Source organism: Nitrosomonas sp. (assembly GCF_020852615.1).
Classification (GTDB): Bacteria; Pseudomonadota; Gammaproteobacteria; order Burkholderiales; family Nitrosomonadaceae; genus Nitrosomonas.
Genome location: NZ_JADZAJ010000015.1, coordinates 32,055 through 55,962, shown reverse-complemented (window position 1 = coordinate 55,962; position 23,908 = coordinate 32,055). Strand labels below are relative to the sequence as shown.

22 protein-coding genes are annotated in these 23,908 nt (G+C 49.6%); 15 read left to right on the top strand and 7 right to left on the bottom strand.

What is annotated here, in order from left to right:
• Positions 1–32: 32 nt before the first annotated feature.
• Both rimO and IT527_RS02995 read right to left on the bottom strand, forming a co-directional pair.
• On the bottom strand, positions 33–1,388 hold the full coding sequence (gene rimO, locus IT527_RS03000; protein WP_292966405.1) for a 30S ribosomal protein S12 methylthiotransferase RimO: 1,356 nt from the start codon (positions 1,386–1,388) through the stop codon (positions 33–35).
• A gap of 159 nt (positions 1,389–1,547) precedes the next feature.
• Positions 1,548–1,814 carry a hypothetical protein gene (locus IT527_RS02995; protein ID WP_292966403.1) on the bottom strand — a complete coding sequence of 89 codons (267 nt, stop codon included), beginning with the start codon at positions 1,812–1,814 and terminating at the stop codon, positions 1,548–1,550.
• A 468-nt stretch (positions 1,815–2,282) separates the two neighbouring features.
• Here IT527_RS02995 and IT527_RS02990 point away from each other — a divergent pair, with 468 nt between their 5' ends.
• On the top strand, positions 2,283–3,458 hold the full coding sequence (locus IT527_RS02990) for a type III PLP-dependent enzyme (protein WP_292966401.1): 1,176 nt from the start codon (positions 2,283–2,285) through the stop codon (positions 3,456–3,458).
• A gap of 142 nt (positions 3,459–3,600) precedes the next feature.
• Here IT527_RS02990 and fghA read toward each other — a convergent pair whose 3' ends face one another.
• Both fghA and IT527_RS02980 read right to left on the bottom strand, forming a co-directional pair.
• Complete coding sequence (gene fghA / locus IT527_RS02985) at positions 3,601–4,455, bottom strand: S-formylglutathione hydrolase (RefSeq protein WP_292966398.1); 855 nt, start codon at positions 4,453–4,455, stop codon at positions 3,601–3,603.
• A 5-nt stretch (positions 4,456–4,460) separates the two neighbouring features.
• Entirely contained in the window at positions 4,461–5,567 is a 1,107-nt protein-coding gene (locus IT527_RS02980; protein WP_292966359.1) for an S-(hydroxymethyl)glutathione dehydrogenase/class III alcohol dehydrogenase, read from the bottom strand.
• A 215-nt stretch (positions 5,568–5,782) separates the two neighbouring features.
• On the opposite strand from IT527_RS02980, the gene ftsH reads away from it, so the two are divergent.
• Complete coding sequence (ftsH, locus tag IT527_RS02975; protein WP_292966357.1) at positions 5,783–7,636, top strand: ATP-dependent zinc metalloprotease FtsH; 1,854 nt, start codon at positions 5,783–5,785, stop codon at positions 7,634–7,636.
• Here the strand turns inward: ftsH and IT527_RS02970 are convergent.
• Positions 7,625–8,140, bottom strand: coding sequence for a DUF3293 domain-containing protein (locus IT527_RS02970; protein WP_292966354.1), 516 nt, complete (start codon positions 8,138–8,140; stop codon positions 7,625–7,627). The genes ftsH and IT527_RS02970 overlap by 12 nt on opposite strands.
• A gap of 13 nt (positions 8,141–8,153) precedes the next feature.
• Here IT527_RS02970 and IT527_RS02965 point away from each other — a divergent pair, with 13 nt between their 5' ends.
• Complete coding sequence (locus IT527_RS02965) at positions 8,154–8,873, top strand: cytochrome c4 (RefSeq protein WP_292966352.1); 720 nt, start codon at positions 8,154–8,156, stop codon at positions 8,871–8,873.
• On the top strand, positions 8,870–10,147 hold the full coding sequence (locus IT527_RS02960) for a cytochrome c (protein ID WP_292966349.1): 1,278 nt from the start codon (positions 8,870–8,872) through the stop codon (positions 10,145–10,147). Before IT527_RS02965 ends, IT527_RS02960 begins: the two co-directional genes overlap by 4 nt.
• A 151-nt stretch (positions 10,148–10,298) precedes the next feature.
• On the opposite strand, the gene IT527_RS02955 is transcribed toward IT527_RS02960, so the two are convergent.
• On the bottom strand, positions 10,299–10,832 hold the full coding sequence (locus tag IT527_RS02955) for a protein tyrosine phosphatase family protein (protein WP_292966346.1): 534 nt from the start codon (positions 10,830–10,832) through the stop codon (positions 10,299–10,301).
• A 215-nt stretch (positions 10,833–11,047) separates the two neighbouring features.
• Between IT527_RS02955 and ribD the strand changes: the two genes are divergently transcribed.
• The 4 genes from ribD to IT527_RS02935 all read left to right on the top strand — a co-directional run bounded on the left by ribD (position 11,048) and on the right by IT527_RS02935 (position 16,012).
• Positions 11,048–12,109 (top strand): bifunctional diaminohydroxyphosphoribosylaminopyrimidine deaminase/5-amino-6-(5-phosphoribosylamino)uracil reductase RibD, encoded by a 1,062-nt coding sequence (gene ribD, locus IT527_RS02950; RefSeq protein ID WP_292966343.1) that lies wholly within the window; start codon positions 11,048–11,050, stop codon positions 12,107–12,109.
• 118 nt (positions 12,110–12,227) lie between these two features.
• Positions 12,228–13,454 carry a TIGR04063 family PEP-CTERM/XrtA system glycosyltransferase gene (locus IT527_RS02945; protein ID WP_292966340.1) on the top strand — a complete coding sequence of 409 codons (1,227 nt, stop codon included), beginning with the start codon at positions 12,228–12,230 and terminating at the stop codon, positions 13,452–13,454.
• A gap of 67 nt (positions 13,455–13,521) precedes the next feature.
• Positions 13,522–14,631, top strand: a complete 1,110-nt coding sequence (locus IT527_RS02940) for a glycosyltransferase family 4 protein (RefSeq protein WP_292966337.1) — start codon at positions 13,522–13,524, stop codon at positions 14,629–14,631.
• Complete coding sequence (locus IT527_RS02935) at positions 14,621–16,012, top strand: phenylacetate--CoA ligase family protein (protein WP_292966335.1); 1,392 nt, start codon at positions 14,621–14,623, stop codon at positions 16,010–16,012. Before IT527_RS02940 ends, IT527_RS02935 begins: the two co-directional genes overlap by 11 nt.
• 1 nt (position 16,013) lies before the next feature.
• Here IT527_RS02935 and IT527_RS02930 read toward each other — a convergent pair whose 3' ends face one another.
• Positions 16,014–16,637 carry an exopolysaccharide biosynthesis protein gene (locus tag IT527_RS02930; protein ID WP_292966333.1) on the bottom strand — a complete coding sequence of 208 codons (624 nt, stop codon included), beginning with the start codon at positions 16,635–16,637 and terminating at the stop codon, positions 16,014–16,016.
• Between the two features lie 274 nt (positions 16,638–16,911).
• On the opposite strand from IT527_RS02930, the gene IT527_RS02925 reads away from it, so the two are divergent.
• From IT527_RS02925 to IT527_RS02895, 7 genes are all read left to right on the top strand, one after another.
• Positions 16,912–17,400 (top strand): hypothetical protein, encoded by a 489-nt coding sequence (locus IT527_RS02925; protein ID WP_292966330.1) that lies wholly within the window; start codon positions 16,912–16,914, stop codon positions 17,398–17,400.
• Positions 17,401–17,491: 91 nt separating this feature from the next.
• Positions 17,492–18,643, top strand: a complete 1,152-nt coding sequence (locus IT527_RS02920; protein ID WP_292966327.1) for an N-acetyltransferase — start codon at positions 17,492–17,494, stop codon at positions 18,641–18,643.
• 57 nt (positions 18,644–18,700) lie between these two features.
• Positions 18,701–19,516, top strand: a complete 816-nt coding sequence (locus tag IT527_RS02915) for a nucleotidyltransferase family protein (RefSeq protein WP_292966324.1) — start codon at positions 18,701–18,703, stop codon at positions 19,514–19,516.
• Positions 19,517–19,534: 18 nt separating this feature from the next.
• Positions 19,535–20,617 (top strand): LPS export ABC transporter permease LptF, encoded by a 1,083-nt coding sequence (gene lptF, locus IT527_RS02910; protein ID WP_292966321.1) that lies wholly within the window; start codon positions 19,535–19,537, stop codon positions 20,615–20,617.
• Positions 20,614–21,681 (top strand): LPS export ABC transporter permease LptG, encoded by a 1,068-nt coding sequence (lptG, locus tag IT527_RS02905; protein ID WP_292966319.1) that lies wholly within the window; start codon positions 20,614–20,616, stop codon positions 21,679–21,681. The genes lptF and lptG overlap by 4 nt, the downstream gene beginning before the upstream one ends.
• Positions 21,682–21,688: 7 nt before the next feature.
• A complete protein-coding gene (locus IT527_RS02900) occupies positions 21,689–22,933 on the top strand; it encodes a CDP-alcohol phosphatidyltransferase family protein (protein ID WP_292966317.1) in 1,245 nt (414 codons plus the stop codon).
• Complete coding sequence (locus IT527_RS02895) at positions 22,930–23,898, top strand: diacylglycerol kinase family protein (protein ID WP_292966315.1); 969 nt, start codon at positions 22,930–22,932, stop codon at positions 23,896–23,898. The genes IT527_RS02900 and IT527_RS02895 overlap by 4 nt, the downstream gene beginning before the upstream one ends.
• Positions 23,899–23,908 lie beyond the last annotated feature (10 nt).

The window sequence follows — 23,908 nt, the reverse complement described above, 5'->3', positions numbered from 1 at the left end:
GTTTCTGTCATGATGTTTCCGCACCGCTCGCGTCAGATTTTTTCCGCCCATAAATCGTGAATATCGGTATCGGTAACACGTACATCCGCCCAATCACCTGTTTTCAGGGCTGAGGCATTGCTGATATAAACAACGCCGTCAATTTCCGGTGCATCAGCGTAGCTTCTGGCAATGGCACCTTCTTCATCAACTGTATCTATCAGTACCCTGAGTTGCCGGCCTTTTTTCGCTGCCAGACGTTTTTCACTGATGGTTTCCTGTCGTTGCATCAGCCTTTCCAGCCGCTCCTGCTGGATTTCAGAGGGGATGTGATCCGGCAGTGCATTGGCAGCCGCACCTTTGACGGGTGAATAGGCAAATGCGCCAACCCGGTCAAGCTGCGCTTCTTCCAGAAAAGCCAGTAATTCCTCAAATTCCTGCTCGGTTTCGCCTGGAAAACCGACGATAAAGGTGCTGCGTAATGCGATATCCGGACAGATACCGCGCCACTGACGGATACGTGCCAGTACATTTTCACTGCTGGCCGGGCGTTTCATCAGCCTGAGTATGCGCTCATTGGCGTGCTGGAAAGGAATGTCCAGATAAGGCAGGAGTTTACCATCTGCCATTAGCGGGATCAGTTCGTCCACATGCGGGTAGGGATAGACGTAATGCAACCGTACCCAGACACCGAATTCTCCCAGTGCTTTTGCCAGTTCGGTAATACGGGTGCGAACCGGCCTGCCCTGCCAGAAGCCGGTGCGGTATTTGATATCCACACCGTAGGCACTGGTGTCCTGGGAGATGATCAGCAGCTCCTTGACCCCGGCTTCAACCAGACTTTGTGCTTCCTGCAGCACGCCTCCCACCGGCCGGCTGACCAGATCGCCGCGCATGCTGGGAATGATGCAGAACGTGCAGCGATGGTTGCAGCCCTCGGAAATCTTGAGATAGGCATAGTGTTTGGGTGTGAGCCTGATTCCCTGTGGTGGTACCAGATCAAGATAGGGATCGTGCGGTTTGGGCAGATGATGGTGGATAGCCGCCATGACTTCTTCAGTGGCTTGCGGGCCGGTTACTGCCAGCACGCTGGGGTGTGCCTGCCGGATGACGTCCTCTTTTGCACCGAGGCAGCCGGTCACGATTACCTTGCCATTTTCAGTCAGTGCTTCACCTATGGTTTCCAGCGATTCCGCCACGGCACTGTCAATAAAACCGCAGGTGTTGACAACGACCAGATCGGCTTCAGCATAGCTGGGCGAAATCAGATAACCCTCTGCCCGCAGACAGGTGAGGATACGTTCGGAATCCACTGTTGCCTTGGGGCAGCCAAGGGAAACAAAACCGACACGCGGAATTGCAGGGTGTTGTGGCTGTTGTGATATCGGAGAAGATGGAGCAGATGTCATTCAGGTTCTCGCAGGATTAATCGTGTGGTTACCGGGGGTACCTGAGGTTTCTCGGGAGGCTGGACAGATAGACAGAGCGGGCAGCCCGGCAGGTGTGATTGTCTGTTCGTATATTCTTTCAGTACCCTTGCCGGGCCGCCGTCCGGTGAAGTTGGTGAATTACTGCATTACCGCATTTTTTTCCGGATCAATTCTGACCTTAACTTTCTGGCCTTTGGCATCGATAATTTTTACTTCGACAATCAGTTTTCCAAGTTTCTGCTCGATTTCAACTTCGTGAATGAGCCCGGGAGTGGCTGCAGTGGCTGTGTTGATGGCAGCAATTACCTGACTGGCAGGCAGGCCTTCGTTACCGGCAAATGCGCTGTTAAAAGAAAAAAGCAGTGCGGCTGCCGTAAAAATGGCGGCTAAGGTAGTTCCTTTCATCACTATCTCCTTCTGTTATTAATGGACATGCATTGATAAACATATCAGCTCATCGGCAGAACTGACCGTTTGGGATATTAGTCTCAGCACTGAGTTATACGCAAATAATTTATTCATTTTCAGAGGTGCTTTTTATTCGAAAAAGGGGAGCAGTCACGGTGTGATAAATAGCAGAATCTGATTTTTCCGGATTAAAAAGATCATTTGCAGAACGGTCGGACGACTTATGTGGTTTTTAGTGGAAACAGACAAGTCATTATCAATATAACAGAATGATTTATAACATGTTTTTTTGATAAAAAAAATACTTGATTATGAGAAAATCAGGTCTATAATGCGTCCCTTTAGAAAATGCCGTAGCCCATAAGGAGGTCATCATGAGAAGCAAGATAAACCTGTTTGTTCTGACTGATTGGGTACATGTTCATATCCCTGAAACGTAGTTGGTAATTGCCAGGAGGCGCTCTCATGAAAAAACAGTCCACTGCAGCACATCAGCCAGTAGAAACCAGCATAATTTTTGATACCCACCCCGAGATCAGCATTGATCTCACTCTGGTGGACACCAGATTAAAACAGGGTTATCAGCAGCCCTTCCTGCTGATCGACACCAGTATCATTCGCAACAAAGCCCGACGATTCAAGGCTGCCATGCCGCGTGTACATCCCCATTACGCTGCCAAAGCCAATCCTGATCCACGTGTGCTGAAAACATTGATTGAGGAGGGGGTGGGGTTTGAAATTGCCTCAATCGCCGAGCTTGATCTGCTGATGGGGCTGGGGGTGCCGGCTGCTGAAATTTTCTACAGCAACCCCATGAAATCACGTGCTTATATTGAGTATGCTGCGGCAAAAGGGGTTGAATGGTATGTACTGGACAGCGTTGAAGAGCTGCGCAAGATCGTCAGCATCAAGCCGGATGCCAAGCTGTATCTGCGTATTGATACTCCCAATATCGGCAGTGACTGGCCGCTGGCAGGGAAGTTCGGGACACATCTGGTGGATGTCAGTGAAATCATTGATGAAGCTGTCAGACTGAAAGCAGATCTGGCCGGTGTGACTTTTCATGTGGGATCTCAATGCCGTAATCCACAAAACTGGCGAGTGGGTATTGAACGTGCCAAAACGGTGTTTGCCGGCATGCGTGAGGCCGGTCTGAAGCCACGCCTGCTGAATCTGGGAGGAGGTTATCCGGTACGCCACGTTAAACCGATTCCTTCCATTGAAATCATAGCCGGGGTTATCAACGAGGCAATTGCTGATTTACCGGAAGATATACACATCATGGCCGAACCCGGGCGTTACCTGGTATCTGATTCAGCGTGTTTTGTGTGCCGCGTGGTTGGTACTGCTACCCGTAACGGCAAACGCTGGATGTACTGGGATGCCGGGATATTCGGCGGCATCATTGAAGTCAGTGAAGGGTTGCGTTATGAAATCCTGACGCAACGCAACGGGCCTCTGGTTCCCTGGTCAGTTGCCGGTCCGACATGTGATTCCGTGGATGTGCTGATGCACGATGAGATGCTGCCTGAAGATGTTCAGGAAGATGATTTCATTTTTATTCCTAATGCCGGCGCCTATACAACATCATATGCCAGTAATTTCAACGGTTTTCCGTTACCGGAAGTCATTGTGATCTGATCTTCCGGAAAGCTGTAAGCGGGGTGGCGGCGGTTCTTGTGATTCCTGTCCTGTAGACTTGCCGCCATATCTGTGCTTGCCTGCTTACTGCACTGTTTCTGCCAGTGTTCCCGGCTTCAAACAATTATCCGTATCCCTGACTTCATTCCGTCAGCTGGCTGTGATGATGTCGCAGGTGATCTTCAATAAAGGTACTGATAAAAAAGTAGCTGTGATCGTATCCGGCATGACGGCGCAAAATAACCGGTTGTTCGGCTTGCTGACAGGCAGCTTCGAAATAGCTGGGATGTAATTGCTCGGTAAGGAAAGGATCATCCAACCCCTGATCAATTAACGGTGTTGGCAATCGATGGCCGGATTCAATCAATGCTGTTGCATCGTGTTTACGCCAGTTTTCCGGTGATTCTCCCAGATAACGGCTAAATGCTTTTTGCCCCCAGAGACAGTGAATGGGAGCGGCTATCGGTGCGAATGCCGAGACGGACTGATAAAGCCCGGGATGACGCAACGCCAGCGTCAGTGCGCCATGCCCTCCCATGGAGTGCCCGAAAATTCCGATCCGTTCAGGATCTGCCGGGAATCTGCTCAGGATAATATCGCGCAATTCTTGGGTTATATAGCTTTCCATACGAAAGTATCTTGACCAGGGCTGTTCAGTCGCATCGAGATAAAACCCTGCTCCTGTTCCAAAATCCCAGTCATCTGCTTCACCTGGAATTCCGGTATTGCGCGGACTGGTATCCATGCTGACCAGTATCAGTCCCAGTTCAGCAGCAAAGCGCTGGGCACTCGCCTTGATCATGAAGGTTTCTTCCGTACAGGTTAGCCCGGCAAGGAAAAAAAGTACCGGAAGCCGCAGTGTTTCAGCTTCTTTTGCCTGGGGAGGCTCATATACCGAAAAACGCATCGGCAGGCCGATAATTTCCGAACGGTGTTCATAATAGCCCTGAATACCGGCAAAACAGCGGTGCTGGCTTCTGATTTCCAGTTTCGTCATACCGGTCAGAAAACGACAACGGATCGAATCGACTCACCCGCTTCCATCAGCCTGAAACCTTCATTAATATCTTCCAGCTTCAGTATGTGGGTGATGAGCGGATCAATGCTGATTTTACCGTCCATATACCAGTCGACAATCCTGGGAACATCGGTACGGCCACGTGCGCCACCAAAAGCGGAGCCTTCCCATTTTCTGCCGGTAACCAGCTGGAACGGGCGCGTACTGATCTCGGCACCGGCCTTAGCCACCCCAATAATGATGCTGCGCCCCCAGCCTTTGTGGGTACACTCCAGCGCCTGTCGCATCACCGTAGTGTTGCCGATACATTCAAAGCTGTAATCAGCCCCCCCATCGGTGAGTTGTATGACCGCATCAACCACATTTTCAACCTCGTTCGGATTGATGAAATGGGTCATACCAAATTGTCGACCCAATGCCTCCCGCTCCGGATTGATGTCAATTCCAATAATCTTGCCTGCACCAATCATGCGTGCACCCTGAATAACATTCAGACCGATTCCTCCCAGTCCGAATACAGCAACATTCGCTCCTGCTTCCACTTTGGCGGTAAACAGTACCGCACCAATTCCGGTAGTCACACCACACCCGATGTAACAGGCCTTGTCAAAAGGCGCATCTTCACGGATCTTCGCCAGAGCAATTTCGGGAACAACAATAAAGTTGGAAAAAGTTGATGTCCCCATGTAATGCATAATGGGTTTACCGTTGAGCGAGAAGCGTGAAGTCCCGTCTGGCATCAGACCGCGCCCTTGTGTGGAACGGATTGCCTGGCACAGATTGGTTTTGCGTGACAGGCAGAATTTGCACTCCCGGCATTCCGGTGTGTACAGAGGGATTACATGATCTCCCGGGCGCAGCGATTTAACATCAGCCCCCACTTCCACTACGACACCGGCACCTTCATGGCCAAGAATGGCGGGAAACAGTCCTTCCGGATCCGCACCGGAAAGTGTGTAGTAATCGGTATGGCAGATGCCTGTGGCTTTGACTTCAACCAGCACTTCTCCTGCACGGGGGCCGGCCAGATCAACTTCTTCGACAGTAAGCGGCTGGCCTGCCTGCCAGGCAACTGCTGCACGTGTTTTCATCGGGACTGATCCTTTATGGGTATGTTGAAGAAAGCGGCCATTGTATGTGACTGGCGCTATCATGCAACCCGGGCCGGCAGGAAAGGGGGCCGGGAAAGTCTGTACGGTTTATTGAAATACGGTTGCCCTGTACAAAGATCTGTTTTATGTTCTCTCTTCGCCCCGCATGATCCATTGGCATGCAGGAAATAAATTCAGACGAACAGAGAGGAATCATGAATAACCAGTCGCCCACAGACAAACGAGCCCAGATCAACTTCTGGTATGTGCTGATTGCGATACTCAGCATTCTTTTTATCCAGAATCTGTACAACCAGTATACAAAAATCGAGCCAATTCCCTATAGCCGCTTCCAGACGCTGCTGGAGCAGGATAAGGTGGCTGAAGTGGCTATTACGGACAAACAGATTTTCGGTAAGCTCAAGGAATCAGCCGGTGAAAAATTCTCCGAATTCGTAACCACCCGGGTTGAGTCTGATCTGGCGGAAATACTGGATAAACACAGTGTCACTTACACCGGTGTTGTTCAGAGCACCTGGTTACGGGATCTGCTTTCCTGGATCGTGCCAATGGCAATTTTTGCCGGTATCTGGCTGTTTATTATCCGGCGGATGAATAAAGGAATAATGGGAAGTGGCCTGATGTCAATTGGTAAAAGCCGCGCCAAGGTTTATGTGGAAAAAGAAACCAAAGTGACCTTCGCCAATGTTGCCGGTGTGGATGAAGCCAAAGAGGAACTGGTCGAGGTGGTTAATTTTCTCAAAAACCCAAAGGAATACAGCCGGCTGGGGGGGCGTGCGCCCAAAGGTATCCTGCTGGTTGGCCCGCCGGGAACCGGTAAAACGCTGCTGGCTCGTGCGGTAGCAGGGGAAGCGGGTGTCCCGTTTTTCTCGATTTCCGGATCAGAATTCGTCGAGATGTTTGTCGGAGTAGGTGCAGCCAGGGTACGTGATCTGTTTGAACAGGCACGCCAGATGGCACCGGCAATCATTTTTATTGATGAGCTGGATTCACTAGGACGGGCTCGTGGTGCAGGCGGATTTGGCGGGCACGATGAAAAAGAGCAGACGTTAAATCAGTTACTGGCCGAGCTGGATGGCTTTGATCCCTCTAGCGGTATTGTTCTCCTTGCTGCCACCAATCGCCCGGAAATTCTTGATGCCGCCTTGTTGCGCGCCGGGCGTTTTGATCGTCAGGTACTGGTTGACCGGCCTGATAAAAAAGGGCGCCAGCAAATCCTTGCGGTACATATCGGTAAAATCACACTGGGTTCTGATGTGGATACCGAACAGATTGCAGCGCTGACTCCCGGTTTTACCGGTGCTGATCTGGCCAATCTGATCAACGAAGCAGCACTGCTGGCCACCCGGCGCGGTGCATCAGCTGTCGCTATGGATGATTTTAACAATGCGATCGAGCGGATTGTGGCAGGTCTGGAAAAGCGCAATCGCCTGCTCAATCCTGATGAAAGGCGGACAGTCGCCTATCATGAACTGGGTCACGCCATGGTGTCACTTGCTCTGCCAGGATCAGATGAAGTCCACAAGGTTTCAATTATTCCACGTGGAATCGGTGCGCTGGGTTATACCATTCAGCGCCCTACTGAAGATCGTTTCCTTATGACACGCAAGGAACTGGAAAACAAGATGGCAGTGTTGCTGGGAGGGCGTGCAGCGGAAGTACTGGTATTCAGCGAAATTTCCACCGGTGCTTCGGATGATCTGGCGCGTGCTACAGATATTGCCCGTGCAATGGTATTACGCTATGGCATGAGTGATGCTATTGGCAATGTAGTGTATGACCGGGAGCAGACAGCTTATTTACAGACTGGATTTCCCATGCCGCAAAGCCGTGATTACAGCGAAGAAACTGCTAACAGGATTGACCTGGCAGTACGTTCGCTGCTTGACCAGGCGCTTGAACGTGCCAGCCGGATTCTGACCAGGAATCGCGCTCTGCTTGATCAGACCGCGCAGCAGTTACTGGAAACAGAAACACTGAACCAACCTGAGTTACAGAAATTGAAGCATAACATCCTAACCGGGGAAGCGACTTCCTCAGTGCAATAGTACTAAACGGGGCATTGCGGCAGAATCAATCCAGACGATTGCATTCTGCCTGAATTCTTTCCCGATCAGTCTGGCAGCAGGCAGGTCAACGTCCAGGGCAAGCAGGCTTTCCTCTGCCGGCCATTTTCCGGTGGGATCAATCCCGGCTCCCTGGTAGATGTGGTTTGAACAGCCGGCAAGTTTTTCATACAATCTGACCATGGCGAGCTGATTCACATCAAGAGGGACGATTCGGCTCCCCGGGTTGCAGGCGGTGACGTATACCGCGTTTCGAGCACTGGTCATTTGCATCAACGCTGCCAGCGGAGCAGATGGACAGCCGATTTTCAGCGTAACCAGGGCAGAATCAATCCAGATCTGGTACCGGGTGGCAAGGTAACTGTCAATCAGTGTTTCCGGCAAATCAGAGAGAATTGAGTCTGCTTCCCGCAAAATATCCGGGTTCCGGTACTGGTGTTTAAGCTGAGACTGATCAGTGTGCTGATGGGTTTGTTTATTTTTCACGGGTTGAGTGTAAATGAAATTTATTGTATTTATTTTGTCAGTAATACTGTCCGGGCCTGCCATGGCGCAGCAACCGGCTCCTTCCGGTATACCTGATACACTGGAGCAGCGTGTAAAACCTTGTACCATCTGTCATGGAGATGAAGATCGGGCAGGGCGTGATGCCTATTACCCGCGAATTGCCGGCAAACCTGCCGGTTATCTGTTTAACCAGCTGCGTAATTTCCGGGATGGGAAACGCTATTACCAGGCTATGGCAATTCTTCTGGAAAATTTGTCGGATGAATATCTGCTCGAAATAGCGCAGTATTTTGCTTCCCTGAAATATCCTTATCCGGAACCGGCTGTGAATACACTTTCATCTGCCGAAATACAATCGATGGAAACATTGATCCATTCCGGCGATCCCGGACGAGATATTCCCGCATGCAGTGCCTGTCACGGAAAAGCACTGATGGGCGTAAAGCCGTATATTCCCAGCCTGCTTGGCTTGCCTCATGCCTATGTGGCTGCTCAGTTTGGCGGCTGGCGTAATGGCGGGATTATGCGCGGGCAAACACCGGACTGTATGTCAGAAATTGCTAAAAAACTGTCCCAGGAGGAAGTGAATGCGCTGGCGATGTGGCTGCCTGCTCAACCGGTAACAGGTGAATCTGCAGAAATGGAGGTGTTGTCTCCGGAACTTGTGCAGCGTTGTCAGACTATTTTTTCCCGTGAGGGTTTTCCCCAATGAAACAGCTAAACGAATCCGGATTTGTGCCAATAAAACAGCAGATTACAGTTTTATTATCGAGCCTGGTACTGCCTTTGTCCGTAATGGCCGCTTCACCGGCAAACAAGGCTGATACAGAACAGATTCAGCGCGGGGAATACCTTGCCCGTGCCGGTAACTGCATGGGATGCCATACTACGCGGGGGGGAAAGCCTTATGCGGGCGGACGCCAGCTGAATACACCTTTTGGCCTGTTTACCGCACCCAACATCACGCCGGACAATGAAACCGGTATTGGCAGCTGGAACGGAGAAGATTTCTGGCAGGCGCTCCATTATGGCAAAGGTAAGGATGGCAGTTATCTCTATCCTGTTTTTCCCTATACCGAATATACGAAAATTACACGCCAGGATGCTGATGCAATTTTTGCCTATCTGCGTTCACTGTCTCCGGTAGCACAGACTAATCCGCCACATAAAATCACCTCGCCTTACGATAACCAGTTTCTGCTGTTTCTCTGGCGTACCTGGTACTTCAAAGAGGGCGTGTATGAACCGGATCATTCCAGGAGTGAAGACTGGAATCGCGGTAATTATCTGGTGCAGGGACTGGGACACTGTAACGCCTGCCATACTCCCCGTAACGTATGGGGAGCAAGTAAAGAAGACAAACTGGCAGGGGGGGAAATTATGGGTACTTACTGGTATGCACCTTCCCTGATATCCCCAAAGGAAGCCGGAGTAGGGGACTGGTCAACTGATGAAATCGTCAGACTGCTTTCCACCGGGGTATCGGCGCATGCGGTAACTTCAGGCCCTATGGCAACAATTGTCAGGCAAAGCCTGCAATATCTGTCAGATGATGATTTACGTGCAGTGGCTGTTTATCTTCAGTCGCTGGGAGAAAAGCGCAGTGATGCAATACCGGGAAAAATACCCCCTATGCCGGAACGTGTACGTAGATATCTGGCGCTGGGAGAAACGGTATATGAGAAACGCTGCCAGGATTGTCATGGCAAGTCAGGAGAAGGTGTGCCGGGAGTTTACCCGTCACTGGCAGGGAATCGCAGCGTAACTATGATTTCGCCGCTCAATACGGTCCGCAGCGTGCTGTACGGCGGATTTCCGCCTGCAACAGCCGGCAATCCCCGCCCTTACGGTATGCCGTCTTTTCAGCACATCATCCGTGATCAGGAAATTGCCTGGGTGGTTTCCTACATTAGAAATGCCTGGGGTAATTTTGGCAGCCTCGTCAGTCCGGAAGATGTTGACAGCAGCCGGGGGAACGAGTTTTGAAGGCAAGTGTCTGCCGGATTAACTGAAGCAATTCCAAAGATTACGGTGACTACCGCCATGATTTTTGGAGGTATTCTGTTGCAAGTAACGTGTCCCGAACTGGAAAGCGTACCAGGTTGTGTCTGGACTGTTGCTACTCCGGGTGGCGCAGTCAACAGCCTTCTTTGGCACCCTTGCACCAAATCTTCCTGATTTTTTCTTCCATGCCGGCATTCATGCCGGCAGTACGCCCTTCTTTAAAAGCAATATCGGGAGCTATTCCTTCATTTAGCCGATAAACAGTCCACATGGCACCAGCACGGTTGCCAGTAGCACAATGAACGAGAATAGGGGGGGATGCCTGTTCCAGTGCCTGTTTGAACGCGGCTAATTGCGATTCATTTACGCCATCGCCTGAGACTGGAATATTGATGTAAGTCATTAGGGCCGCTTCAACTGCTTTTTTTTCTGCCGGCGTACCCTCCGATTCGTTACGCAGATCAATCACAGTCTGAAAACTGTGTTTAGCAAGTTCCTGGATACTATCCTGAGAAAGGGCGCCGGAAGTGGCGATATTGGGTGTGGCCCGATAGTAGCGCATCAGATTGTTAACCTGTGTGGCATAGGGGACCTGGTCTTTTACAGCAAAAACCCAGCCTGATGACAGTAAAACAATAGCAGTAATAAAAAACCTGACAAAAAGCATTTCACCCTCCGGTAGTAATTGGAATGTGTAAAAATCGTAGCATGAATAACCCGCGGGATAAAAGTGCTGAAATGAATCGCTGCCGGGATGGTAACAGGGGATTTCACAGCCGGTCGCACTGGTAATCACGGAGTTATCATGATCTTATATTGCCGACCGGCCATTTTTTATTAAGGGATTAAAGACGGGTGTTTACTGCAGCTGATCATGAATTTATGTCGTACGCGCTGCGACTGGCTGAAAAAGGGTTATTTACTACGAGTCCCAATCCACGGGTAGGTTGTGTGGTTGTTAATAACGGCAGAATTGTCGGAAAAGGCTGGCATATTCGTATGGGGGAGCCCCATGCGGAAATTTATGCGTTACAGGAGGCGGGGGTATCAGCTAAAGGTGCTACTGTTTACGTGACTCTTGAACCCTGCAATCACCATGGCAGAACGCCACCTTGTGTTGATGCCCTGATTCAGGCCCAGGTAAAAAAAGTGATTATGGCTATGGGTGACCCCAATCCGCATGTAAATGGACAGGGGGGGGACAGGTTACGTAAGGCTGGTATTGAGATACAGACAGGGCTGCTTGCCGATGAAGCTCAACAGTTAAATATCGGATTTATTACCCGCATGCACCATGGTTACCCGTGGGTACGGACTAAAATAGCCACCAGCCTTGATGGCAGAATAGCGCTGAAAAATGGCAAAAGTCAGTGGATTACCGATGAACCGGCCCGAAGAGATGGACATAAATGGCGCGCACGCTCTTGTGCAGTGCTGACCGGAATCAGTTCGGTTAAACAGGATGATCCGCAGCTGACAGTACGATATATTGAAACATCCAGACAGCCTGTGCGTATAGTTGCAGATTCCGGGCTGGAAATTCCTTTGCAGGCAAAGTTGCTGCAAAATCCTGAGACAACCTGGATTTTTACCGCGCAGGCTGACAGTGAGAAAATGCGTCAGCTGGAAGGTATGGGTGCCCGTGTTATCAGTCTGCCTGATATGACTGGAAAAGTTGATCTTAAGGCCATGCTGACAGAGCTGGGTAAATCAGGTGTCAATGAGCTGCTGGTGGAGGCTGGCCCGGTGCTGAATGGGGCATTGGCAGCAGCGGGGCTGGTGGATGAGTTTATTTTTTACTTTGCACCAAGTCTGCTGGGTAATTCGGCACAAGCGATGTTGGCTTTGCCTGAACTTGCAGACTTATCTGAAAAATATAATCTGCAGGTAACGGATTTCCGGAAAATTGGATTGGATATCCGTCTGATAGCAAGATTTCAATGAGATCAAACAGCCTGAACTCGTCGAACGGTAAAGAGAAAAAGATTTTTGCCGTTGGAGGAGACATTGATAACGCTACAATCTGGACAATTTCTGGCTGAGGGTTACTGAAAGTTAAATTATGCGGATTTTGCACATTCTGGATCATTCCATACCGTTGCACAGTGGTTATACATTTCGTACGCTGGCAATTCTGAAAGAACAGCGAGCACTGGGCTGGGAGACATTTCACGTTACCAGTGCCAAACATACCGGTTCGACGTTGCCGGAGGAGGATGTAGATGGCTGGCATTTTTACAGAACACCGGCACAGTCTGATTTTGTCAGTCATTTACCGGTTTTGAATCAGCTTTCTGTAATTAGTGGTCTGGTGCACCGGTTATCGGAAATTATACAGATTATCAGGCCGGATCTGCTGCACGCCCACTCCCCTGCACTCAACGCCATTCCAGCTCTGATGGCAGCCCGTAAGGCGGGTATACCCGTTGTTTATGAAGTTCGCGCCTTTTGGGAAGATGCGGCAGTAGATCACGGTACCAGCAGCGAATGGGGTGTGCGCTACCGTTTGACTCGTGAGCTTGAAAATTACGCACTTCGGCGTGTGGATGCAATTACCACGATATGTGAAGGTTTGCGAAATGACATGATCGGGCGAGGTGTTGTTCCGGAAAAAATTACAGTTATTCCCAATGCGGTTGATATTGAAAAATTTGTATCAAGCCGCCCCGCGAATGAATCACTTAAAGAACAGCTTGGGTTAAAAAATAAGCGTGTCCTGGGATTCATCGGCTCTTTTTATGCTTATGAAGGACTGGATATTTTGCTGCAGGCTTTGCCGATCATGCTGCCGCAGCATCCTGATTTGCGTATATTGCTGGTGGGAGGCGGGCCACAGGATAACCAGCTGCGGCAACTTGCCAGCCGGCTTGGTATTGAGGATAAGGTTATTTTTACCGGGCGTATCCCGCACGACAAAGTGCAGGATTACTATGACCTGATTGATGTACTGGTTTATCCGCGTCTTTCCATGCGTCTTACTGATCTCGTCACGCCTTTGAAACCACTGGAAGCCATGGCACAGGGCAGGGTGCTGGCTGCCTCCGACGTGGGAGGCCATCGGGAACTGATCCGTGACAGCCATAATGGTATTCTGTTCAAGTCCGGTGACCCGGGTTCATTGGCACAAAAAGTCGGGGAACTTATAAACACACCCGGTCAATGGGAAAACCTGCGCAGAGCCGGGCGAGAATTTGTTGAAACCGAACGGAATTGGCGAAAAAGTGTGGCAAGGTATCAGCCTGTTTATAACAGGCTGTCTGTGAAAAGGGAAAATGGATCTTGCAGATAAATTTATGTAATGACTTGTTTCCGGCCCGCTGCCTGGTGATTACAATGGTTATTTCCGAGAACTCAAATTGGAAGCATCCGAACTGCATATCGGCCTGATCGGGCCCTTGCCTCCGCCGTCTGGCGGTATGGCCAATCAAACCAGGCAGCTGGCCGGGCTGTTACAGCAGGAAGGGGTTGCCGTAACACTGGTACAGACCAATGCACCTTATTACCCGGCATGGACAGGAAGGGTAAAAGGGATGCGGGCAATATGCCGGTTAATTCCCTACCTGGTGCGTATCTGGCTGTCTGCAAAGAATGTCCGGCTGTTTCATGTCATGGCCAACTCCGGCTGGTCCTGGCATCTTTATGCTGCCCCCGTTATCTGGATTGCCTGGTTGCGGCAGAAGCCTGTAATCATTAATTATCGTGGTGGGGAGGCAGAAAAGTTTTTCAGCCAGTCTTTTTTCTGGGTGAGACCCAGTCTCAGGCGAGTCACGACAATTCTGGTTCCGTCCGGTTTTTTGCAGGGGGTTTTTAAAAAATTCGGATTTGATACGATAATCATTCCCAATATTATTAATCTTGAACGTTTTTTTACACAAATTGAGGTAAATACCAAAAAAAAGAGTGACCCGCATATTATCGTTACCCGTAATCTTGAGCCCATTTACGACATTATGTCTGCGATACATGCCTTTGCCATTGTCAGAGCAAACCTGCCGGCAGCCAGATTGACTATTGCCGGATCCGGTCCTGAACGCTCTGCACTGGAACATTTGGTGACGGATCTTGGGTTAAGTGGAAGTGTCCGGTTTACAGGGCGTTTGGATAATGAAATGATTTCGGCGCTTTATCAGGATGCGGATGTGATGATTAACCCGAGCCTGGTCGATAATATGCCAATTTCAATTCTGGAAGCGCTGGCAAGTGGCGTACCTGTAGTTAGTACTGATGTTGGAGGGATCCCGTTTCTGGTCACGCATGAAAAAAATGCGCTGCTGGTACCGCCTGCCAGACCAGGTGTTATGGCGGAAGCCGTATTGAGGGTGCTTAATGATCCGATTCTGGCGAACCATCTGGTTGAGGAAGGGGTGAAGCTGATACAAGAGTACGCCTGGCCCAATGTACGTGTGCGGTTGCTGGCAGCTTACCAGCAGGTATTGAATAATCACCGGCATAGAAATGAAGCTTGAAACAAGATCGGATTCCCGGGAAAAAAGTCCTGTTTTTTATACCGGATGCGTGTCGAACGTATTATTTCCGATACATGAGTATCTCAAGAAACACACCAGTGTCAGGGTGCGGAAATCCATGGAGCAGACCCAGTGGTTTTCTCCCGAAAAACTCGCACAGCTACAGCTGGAAAAGCTGCGTCAGCTGCTTATCTCTGCCAATGCGCATGTTCCGTATTATCAGAAGCTGTTTGCCGGGTTGAATTTCCATCCGGAGCAATTCAATGTACTGACTGACCTGCAGCGCCTGCCTTTTCTCGATAAGCCAACGATACGTTCACATCTGGAAGATCTTAAATCGGATCGGGCACAAGGACTGGCCCGTTTCAATACAGGGGGGTCAAGCGGGGAGCCTCTGGTATTTTTTATCGGCAGGGAACGTGTCAGTCATGACATTGCCGCAAAATGGCGAGCGACACGCTGGTGGGGCGTAGATATCGGTGATCCTGAAATTGTAGTCTGGGGATCTCCGATCGAGCTGGGAGCGCAGGATATGTTGCGCGTGTGGCGTGACCGCCTGTTTCGCAGTAAATTATTGCCGGCATTCGAGATGTCCGATCAAAAGCTTACCGATTTTCTCGCTACGATTCGTAAATTTCGCCCGAAGATGCTGTTTGGTTATCCTTCCGCTTTGTCGCACATGGCGAAATATGCTGATAAATCAGATATAACAATGCGCGGGACAGGAATCAAAGTGGCTTTTGTAACTTCCGAGCGGTTGTACGACGATCAGCGCAAGCAGATTGGCGATACGTTTGGCTGTCCGGTTGCAAACGGCTACGGAGGGCGTGATGCAGGGTTTATTGCTCATGAATGCCCGGCGGGGGGCATGCATATCACCGCTGAGGATATTATTGTTGAAATTATTGATTCTCAAGGTCACTCCCTTCCTTGTGGAGAATCCGGCGAGATTGTTGTCACTCATCTGGCAAGCGGAGATTTTCCTTTCATTCGTTATCGGACGGGTGATGTTGGTATGCTCGATGACAGGGTATGTGACTGTGGGCGGGGGTTGCCGCTGATCAGGGAAATACAGGGTCGCAGTACTGATTTTGTGGTTGCCAGCGATGGTACAGTCATGCATGGTCTGGCATTGATCTATATTTTGCGGGATAGACCGGAGATTAAGGTATTCAAAATTACCCAGGAAAATCCTGGTCTGACGCGTGTTCAGATTGTTACAGAGACTGGCTTGAGTCCGTCGCAGACCGGTCAGATCATTGACGCGTTTCAAGCCAGGCTGGGGCGGGATGTAAAGATCGAGGTGGAACAGGTATCTGAAATTCCGGCAGAGAAATCAGGTAAATTTCGCTATGTGGTCAGCAGAGTGGCGGGTATCTGAATCAGTTAGCCGGCGGCTGTACAAAGGGCATGGGCACGCCCATCCATAACAGTGCGACCACTATCAGGGCTATTCCTACTCCGGTTGTTCCCACGATCATGCCGGCGATAATGGTCAGGCCATCTTTGCCGAGTAATCCCAGTGCCATAATGAGAATTCCCAGACCGGGAAGAAAGTTGATCAGGGGGATCGGCAGTGCAATGGAAATTGAAAATATAAACGAGAAAAGCCCGATAATGCGCTCCCAGGCATGTACGCTAATGTAGGTCAGCCGCGGGTGCAGGTGGCTTTCTATTTTGCGCAGCCAGGGTGCGGCTTTTGTAATCAGTTTATCCAGTGTTCCTCTTTTTATGGCTTTTTTTGTCAGCCATTCGGGAACCCACGGCGCTTTCATGCCACACATCATTTGTACCGAGAAGATAAACAGCGGGATAGCAAAAACAGTGGTATATCCCGGTGGTGCAGGAATTGGCAGGCAGATTGGCAGGGTGGCAATGGCGAGCAGTACAGCAAAGCCACGTTCATGCAGTGAATTTTTAATCTCCCCCACACTGATCACTGCATTGGTATTCTGTACAACGATCAGTTGCAATAGCTCTGATGTATTCTTTTCCTTGTTCTCCACAACATCTCCTCAGCCGTGTTGATATAAAACCGGAAATTTCCCAGGTAACCACTATGGTTTTGACAGATTTGCAGCTCTGATTCTGAAATTGTTTGCAATTTACCATGTATTTGGCTGTTTTTACGAACCAATTTCCTGAAAATAGATGAATATGAGACATGATGCCGTTAAACATTGCGACAGTGAATGAGCTGTGGCAATATCAGTCAGTTGTGGCGAAAAACTTGATTATTTTGAACGTTGACTCTTATAAAGAGGAAAGTAGAGGGAAATTTTGGAAAATTACATTCAACCCTGGGAACAGGTATCACTTTATTTTGAGGATGTTCCTATATGGCCTATTTCATTATTGTTATTTGTTTTGTTAATCGGGGTGGGCGTCGATGTTATTAATCGGCGGCGGCGTGACGGTGCGGTAGAGTATTTTGAAGAAGCTTTTCAGGAAGAACTGGCTGGTTTATACCCTGCAGTTACCCGCTGGCCGGATGATCTGGCTGCCTACGTACAGCCGCGTTTACCTGTTTTGCGTGATGCCTTTGAAGTCCTGAGAGTCTTTCTTCCACAAAATCAGCTGCGTGAATATAACGCAGCGTGGAACAGATTTTATGAATTTGTACGCACAAATGGAATCGAGCAGGCTGCTTCCTCAGTAGCTGTTTCGCAAGAGGCTGCCGTTAGTCAGCCGGATTTACACCAGCGGCAGCAGGATTTTCATAATCTGGTTGCAGATTTGCTGGCATTTACCAAACAATTCAAAAAATAACCGGATTGCCAGGATAATTATGTACGCTGGCACTTAAAGCTCGGGAAAGTTGCTTGAATTGTTTTTTATTTGCCAGACTTAAGTAAACAGGATGTCTTCAAATTTCCAGGCAGGCAGAAAGATAGAAATTATTCCGGTTTCAGGTTTTCGTGGAATCGGGAAATTTATTGATGTTCCCTGGCAGCTGTTTGCAGATGACCCAGTTTGGGTTCCACCTCTTCGACTGGAAAGGCGGCTGCATCTCTCGCGATTTAACCCTTATTTCAAACATGCACAGTGGCAGGGATGGATTGCCTGTCAGGATAATCAGCCTGTTGGACGAATCAGTGCGCAAATCGATGAGCTGCATCGGGAGCGATACGGGACAGATACCGGGCATTTTGGCATGCTGGAATCTATTCGTGATGAAGCGGTTTTCAGTCATTTGATACAGGTTGCTGAAAGCTGGCTGATTGACCACGGTGCATATCAGATTACCGGGCCATTCAATTTTTCCATCAATCAGGAATGTGGATTGCTGGTTCAGGGCTTTGATACGCCTCCCGTTTTCATGATGCCCTATTCACCTGAATGGTATGCCGGGTTGCTGGAACAGAATGGCTACCGCCCTTGCAGAGATTTGCTGGCCTACTGGCTTAAAACAGATTTTGAGCCGCCTTCCGCCATGCAGGCGATTGATCGTAAATATCAGCATCAGATCCGGGTGAGGCCACTGCAACGCAGTCGATTCAATGAAGAAATCGAAATCATGCGAGATATTTTTAATGATGCCTGGTCGGATAACTGGGGATTCGTGCCATTTACAAAAGAGGAATTTGCTGAACTGGGCAGTTCATTGCGCTGGCTGGTGCCGGACGAGTTTATTCAGATAGCGGAAATGGATGGAGTGCCTGTGGCTTTTATGGCGGTATTGCCTAATCTGAACGAAGTACTGCCGGCATTGAATGGAAAGCTTTTTCCCTTCGGTCTGTTCAGATTAATCAGTAAACTGAAATCCGGTTTAATTACTACCGGGCGTGTTCCCCTGATGGGGGTACGCAGGCAGTTTCACAATACACTTCCTGGAATCGCACTGGCTTTCAAGGTAATTGATGCTCCCAGGAAATTTATAAAATCGCGAGGTATCGGACACGTTGAACTCTCATGGATACTGGAAGACAACCAGTCCATGCGCACGATTCTGGAAAAAATTGGTGGCAGGGAATACAAGCGCTATCGTATTTACGAAAAGACGCTGGCATGATCAGGATGCCGCTGTTGACCGGATTCATTTCAAAATTCAAGTATGGTTTTGCCTGTAATGAGCAATGATAATCAGTTTGTTGCTCTGGTACTGGCAGCCGATCGGGGGGAGCGGGATGCAGTAGCAGGGTATGCCGGTACGGTATGCAAGGCTTATGCACCTGTTGCCGGTAAGCCCATGGTTATCCGGGTACTGGATGCACTGAAAAAATCTCACAAGATAGCATCTGTTCTTTTGTGCGGTCCGCCACAATCACTGCTTTCATCTTGTGAAGCGCTCAGGCACCGTATCGATAATAAACAGGTTAAATGGGTGGAAAACAGGGATTCGCCTGCGCGCAGTGCAGCTTATGGTGCTGCACAAATTAACCCGCAACAGAAAATTTTACTGACTACGGCTGATCATGCCCTGCTGACAGCGGAAATCGTAGATTATTTTTTACAGGCTTCCAGTAACCTGGTATGTGACGTGACTGTTGGGGTTGTCCGGCATGAAGTTGTGCAAAACCGGTACGGCAGCGCCAAACGTACTGTAATACGACTGCAGGATGGTAACTACTGTGGCTGTAATTTATTTACATTCAATACGCAAGGGCGCGTACTGGTAGATTTTTGGCAGCAGGCGGAAACACTGCGTAAACGCCCCTGGAAGTTAATCAGCCGGATATTGGGCTGGCGGGCAGTATGGTCTTATTTGCTTGGGTGTTTGACGCTTGAACAGGCATTGCAGCAAATTTCCATGAAAACGGGTGTTCGGGTACGCCCGGTAATTTTGCCTTTTCCAGATGCCGGTATCGATGTTGATAAGGTGGAAGATTTGCTGCTGGTGGAATCCATCCTGGCGCAACCCGGCGCAGCCGGTCACCAGGTATAGCCTTTCCGGCCGTATTCCATGAAGATTATTGAAAGATATATCACTCGGGAATTGCTGCTCCCTTTTATCGTGGTGACGATTATTCTGATCGGGCTGTTTGTCAGTTTTAGCGTTGCGCGATTTCTCACTGGCGCTGTGTCTGAGACGCTTGGCACTATCGCCATGTTCAAGCTGGTCGGGTTAAAAACCATTATTGCACTGGAGGTGCTGGTTCCAATCGCTTTCTATGTGGCAGTCATTTATGGATTGAACCGGATGAACCGGGATCAGGAAATCAATGTATTACGTACGGCCGGATATGGAGACAACCGGATTCTCGGTACCGTTTTTGTAATTGCCCTGCCGATTGCCATTCTCAGTGGCATGCTTTCGGTTTATGCCCGCCCGTGGGCTTATGCAGAAAGCTACATCATGGATGCGCAAGCTGAAGCTGAGCTGAATACCAATCGTTTTCAGCCCGGTCGTTTTTACGGGAGTGAAAAAAGTGGCCGGGTAATCTTTATTCGAGGCAAGGATGATTCCGAAAAACGCATGGAAGGTGTTTTCCACTACATCAGAACTGCAAAAGGCAGGGAAATCATTATTTCCAGAGAAGGTTACCAGCGGTCGATGACAGCAGAACAGTGGCCGCATATCGAGCTGCGGGAAGGGCAGATCTACCGCCTCGGTTTTGATGCTGTCAGAGACAGCACAGCTCATTTTGTGAAGATGATCTATTTCAATGAAAGTGATCAGGCTCAAAATTATCGGCGTAAAGCGGCTTCTACCCGATCTTTATGGGATTCGGAGGAACCGCGTGAAACAGCCGAGTTGCAGTGGCGGCTTTCCCGGCCAGCTGCTACCATTTTGCTGGCTTTGATTGCCGTTTCTTTTACCCGCACAACACCGCGCAAGGATAAATCTGACCGAACCTTCCTGGTTGCTGCACTGATTTTTGCGGCTTACTACAACCTTAGCGGATTGGCAAAAACCTGGGTGGAGCAGGGTGTGGTTGCTGCTATGCCCGGGGTTTGGTGGGTATATATATTGTTGCTCCTGATTGTTGTGTTACGTCTGCCGGAATTAAGGCTAAGATCCTTGCTGTCTGCGGGAAAACAGTGAAGGTTTGTCATCGTTACATCGCCTTGCAGGTTTTGACAGGAATGATCATTGCTGCAGCTATCCTGTTGCCGCTGTTCAGCTTTTTTGATTTACTGGATCAGCTCGATGATGTGGGGAAGGGAACCTATGCAACCCGGGATGCTTTCCTGTATACCGCCCTGCTGATGCCCCGCAGGTTTATCCAGATTGCACCGTTTATTGCCCTGCTGGGGACAGTGGGCGCGCTTGGTGCGCTGGCAGTGAATCTGGAGCTGGTGGCAATGCGGGTGGCAGGACTTTCTCCTCTGATGATCAGTCTTGCTCCAGTCGGGATCGGGGGATTACTCATTACTGCGACAGTGGCACTGGAGTACTTTGTTGCTCCTCAACTTCAGCAGCAGGCAGCTGTATTGCGGGCAATTGCACTGGAGCAGGGCGTTGAACTGGGCAAGGGACTCGGTACCTGGACACGCAATGAGCAGAATATATTACGCATTGGCGAGATATTGCACAAAGGGCGTGCTATGGATATCGAAATCATCCATTTTGATAAGGAAGGCGTGATGACTGCTCACGCCCAGGCACAATATGCGGATATTTTTGATGATAGTGCATGGGTGCTGCATAGCGCCACCGTGCGTACATTTTCACCGGACAGTATTACCTTCAAACGGTTGCGCACACTTCAATGGCATTCATTTCTCGGTCCGAACGATATTGCGACTCTGACTAAACCGCCGGAAAGCCTGACTCCGCTGGAACTGGTAAACCATGCTGAATTCCTGAAAGCAACCGGCCAGAAGGCGGATGCTTATCTTATGGCACTCTGGCGCAAGGCGGGCGGGGCCGTTATGACGATTGCAATGATCCTGATTGCAATTCCCTTTATCTTTGGTTCTGTGCGTGAGGGACTGGGTGGAAAACTGATTCTTGCTGCGCTCCTGGGGATCAGCATTTATCTGCTTGACCAGATTATTGCCAATATCGGACTGGTATTTCAGTTGAATCCAATGGCTGTTTCAATTGCTCCCGGAATATTTCTGATTGTTGTTGCAACATATTGGCTGTTACGCCGCACTTTTTGAGACGGATATGACAAATACTTTCTTTGTTCACATTATCGGCAACAGCAAAGCCAGTTTGTGGGGAATAAGCGGGCGTGCCCGCCTTGAGCGTATGCTGGCAGCAAGCAAGGCAGCTGTGCTGGTGGAAAATGTTTCTCAAGTGGCAGAAACGGATACTGTGTTACTGCTGCGTGCGGACTACCTGTTTGACACCAGGGTGATTAATGCAATGATCACTCTGAATGAGCATAAGGTTCTGGTTACGCCTGTGGATGAGACTCCGGTTGCTATTCTGACTGATGGAAAAAATGCAGGTGTGATGTGTGAGGTGTTAAGTGAAAAACAACCTGTTCCGGATGATCTTCCACGCGGCACATTAAAAGATCTTCCTGTTCAGGTGCAGCAAAATCTGAAAAAAAAGGATCCTCCCTATGTTTTACCTATCCGGCGCTGCAATCAGGCTGAGCTGGAATCCGAATTGTTTGCCGCATCCTATAAGGGTGTAACTGATCTGGTTACCAAATGGCTGTGGCCCTGGCCAGCATTCATGGCAACACGTTTATGTGTTCGGCTGGGCCTGAAACCGAATCATGTGACACTGCTCAGCCTGGTTTTTGCTGTACTGGCAGGCGTGGCATTCTGGTATGGCGCATTTGGTGCCGGCCTGATAATGGCATGGCTGATGACTTTTCTGGATACGGTTGATGGCAAGCTGGCGCGTGTCACGCTGACATCCAGCAAGATGGGTGATGTGCTGGATCACGGGCTGGATATTATTCATCCTCCATTATGGTATCTCGCCTGGGGTGTGGGGCTGATGACAACAGACACACCGCTGAATAATCCTGAACTGCTGATCTGGCTGATGTTTATCGGCTATGTGGGTGGTCGTTTTTGTGAAGGCGCTTTCCAGTTCTGGCTGGCATCTTTCGATATTTTTATCTGGCATCAGATCGATTCATTCCATCGCCTGATTACAGCACGCCGCAACCCGAACCTGATCCTGCTGACTGCCGGCTGGATGGCAGGCAGACCGGATATTGGGTTTATTCTGGTCGTGCTATGGCATTTACTGTCGACGCTGTTTCTGCTTTACAGGCTGTTTAATGCCTGGCAAAACCGATTACGGGATGGAGAGCTTCATTCCTGGATGGAAGGGATTGATCCTGTTCAGGACAGGCAGCAGTTAGCAGTCAGGATATTTACCCGGTTGCCGCTTTCGCAGCGATATGACAAGCCTGTCCCGGAGGAGAAGGAAAGGATAATCCGGTGATAGCGTTTGTTCCGGCCAGGATTGGTTTGATCTATAACCCGCTGGGGGGCGGATTTCGCAAGCAGGCGGTACAGATACGCAATCTGCTGGCCACCTTGCCTGAAATCACGCAGATTGAAGCGACCAGTCAGACTGAGTTTGAACAGGCAGTAAGTATCGTTGTTGAGGCGAAGGTCGAATGGCTGATTGTTGTGGGCGGAGATGGCACACTGCAGGGCATAATCAGCTGTTTATTCGATCATCTGGTGCCGGAAAGCTGGCCGGAAATTACTATCATTCCGGCTGGCACAACCAATATGACAGCACTCGATCTGGGGATGAACGGCCGGATAAAGTGGTTCCTGGAAAGAATCAGGCAGTATCTGCATCAGCCCGGCAACCTGAAACGGATAGACAGGCCGGTGTTGCGTATTGAACAAACGGGCAGAAAAAATGTGTACGGGATGATGCTCGGTCTCGGCCTGATTGCGCGCGGCGTCAGGTTTTCACGCAGCCAAATCAAGCAGCTGGGAATTACCGGTAATATTTTTACCATTCTGATCGTGTTACGCTCGCTGATGGGTACATTTCTGGGGCGTCCGCAAGCTGAATGGTCTCCTGTACGGATTATTCAGAAAGATGAAACAGGTACGTTGCGTGAGAAAGTATATCTGTTTGCACTCGTCAGTGCGCTGGACAGGCTGTTACTCAACATCCATCCCTATTGGGGGCGGGAATCGGCACCATTGCATGCCACTTTTATCGAACAGCACAGCAAACGGTTCTGGCGCGCTATCTGGCCATTGGTGATGGGACGAGGGCATCATTTGAAGCAGCAGGACGGTTATACCAGCTATAACACAGCTTCAGTTGAACTGTGGCTGGATGACGAATATATCGTGGATGGTGAGCTGTATCATGCATCCAGTCAGTATGGGCCGGTAAGAATTACAGCTGATGGTCCAATCCGTTTTCGTGTTTTATGAAAAAAATTGA

Bases quoted from the DNA above. Each gene is read 5' to 3' on its own strand.
- rimO (WP_292966405.1), bottom strand. From the start codon at position 1,388: ATGACATCTGCTCCATCTTCTCCGATATCACAACAGCCACAACACCCT.
- IT527_RS02995 (WP_292966403.1), bottom strand. From the start codon at position 1,814: ATGAAAGGAACTACCTTAGCCGCCATTTTTACGGCAGCCGCACTGCTT.
- IT527_RS02990 (WP_292966401.1), top strand. From the start codon at position 2,283: ATGAAAAAACAGTCCACTGCAGCACATCAGCCAGTAGAAACCAGCATA.
- fghA (WP_292966398.1), bottom strand. From the start codon at position 4,455: ATGACGAAACTGGAAATCAGAAGCCAGCACCGCTGTTTTGCCGGTATT.
- IT527_RS02980 (WP_292966359.1), bottom strand. From the start codon at position 5,567: ATGAAAACACGTGCAGCAGTTGCCTGGCAGGCAGGCCAGCCGCTTACT.
- ftsH (WP_292966357.1), top strand. From the start codon at position 5,783: ATGAATAACCAGTCGCCCACAGACAAACGAGCCCAGATCAACTTCTGG.
- IT527_RS02965 (WP_292966352.1), top strand. From the start codon at position 8,154: ATGAAATTTATTGTATTTATTTTGTCAGTAATACTGTCCGGGCCTGCC.
- IT527_RS02960 (WP_292966349.1), top strand. From the start codon at position 8,870: ATGAAACAGCTAAACGAATCCGGATTTGTGCCAATAAAACAGCAGATT.
- IT527_RS02955 (WP_292966346.1), bottom strand. From the start codon at position 10,832: ATGCTTTTTGTCAGGTTTTTTATTACTGCTATTGTTTTACTGTCATCA.
- ribD (WP_292966343.1), top strand. From the start codon at position 11,048: ATGTCGTACGCGCTGCGACTGGCTGAAAAAGGGTTATTTACTACGAGT.
- IT527_RS02945 (WP_292966340.1), top strand. From the start codon at position 12,228: ATGCGGATTTTGCACATTCTGGATCATTCCATACCGTTGCACAGTGGT.
- IT527_RS02935 (WP_292966335.1), top strand. From the start codon at position 14,621: ATGAAGCTTGAAACAAGATCGGATTCCCGGGAAAAAAGTCCTGTTTTT.
- IT527_RS02920 (WP_292966327.1), top strand. From the start codon at position 17,492: ATGTCTTCAAATTTCCAGGCAGGCAGAAAGATAGAAATTATTCCGGTT.
- IT527_RS02915 (WP_292966324.1), top strand. From the start codon at position 18,701: ATGAGCAATGATAATCAGTTTGTTGCTCTGGTACTGGCAGCCGATCGG.
- lptF (WP_292966321.1), top strand. From the start codon at position 19,535: ATGAAGATTATTGAAAGATATATCACTCGGGAATTGCTGCTCCCTTTT.
- IT527_RS02900 (WP_292966317.1), top strand. From the start codon at position 21,689: ATGACAAATACTTTCTTTGTTCACATTATCGGCAACAGCAAAGCCAGT.